Origin of the sequence: Neisseria sp. P0008.S010 (assembly GCF_051962715.1) — a bacterium.
GTDB lineage: Bacteria > Pseudomonadota > Gammaproteobacteria > Burkholderiales > Neisseriaceae > Neisseria > Neisseria elongata.
On record NZ_JBQCVA010000364.1, the window covers coordinates 1 to 252 of the forward strand.

The window sequence follows — 252 nt, forward strand, 5'->3', positions numbered from 1 at the left end:
CCTACGGGTGGCTCACGGGCAGGCGGTTCTTTGGGGAGCATGACTGGTATCGCGAAGGCGCGGAGTTTTTAGTTGCGAGGCAAAATCGCGATGGAAGTTGGGATAGCGATAATCAGGCGAATGTCGGCACCGCGCTGGGACTCTTGTTCCTCGCGAAAGGGCAGCGGTCAATCGTCATTTCCAAATATAAGTTTGCCGATGCTTCTGTCGATTGGGACGCCCACCGTTCGGGCATTCCACATCTGACTCGCT

The 252-nt window shown here is 56.0% G+C and carries 1 protein-coding gene; it reads left to right on the plus strand.

Going from position 1 to position 252, the window contains the following annotated elements:
- A partial coding sequence (locus ACTHSL_RS13935; RefSeq protein WP_440381744.1) for a hypothetical protein occupies nt 1-252 on the plus strand: 252 nt, incomplete at both ends.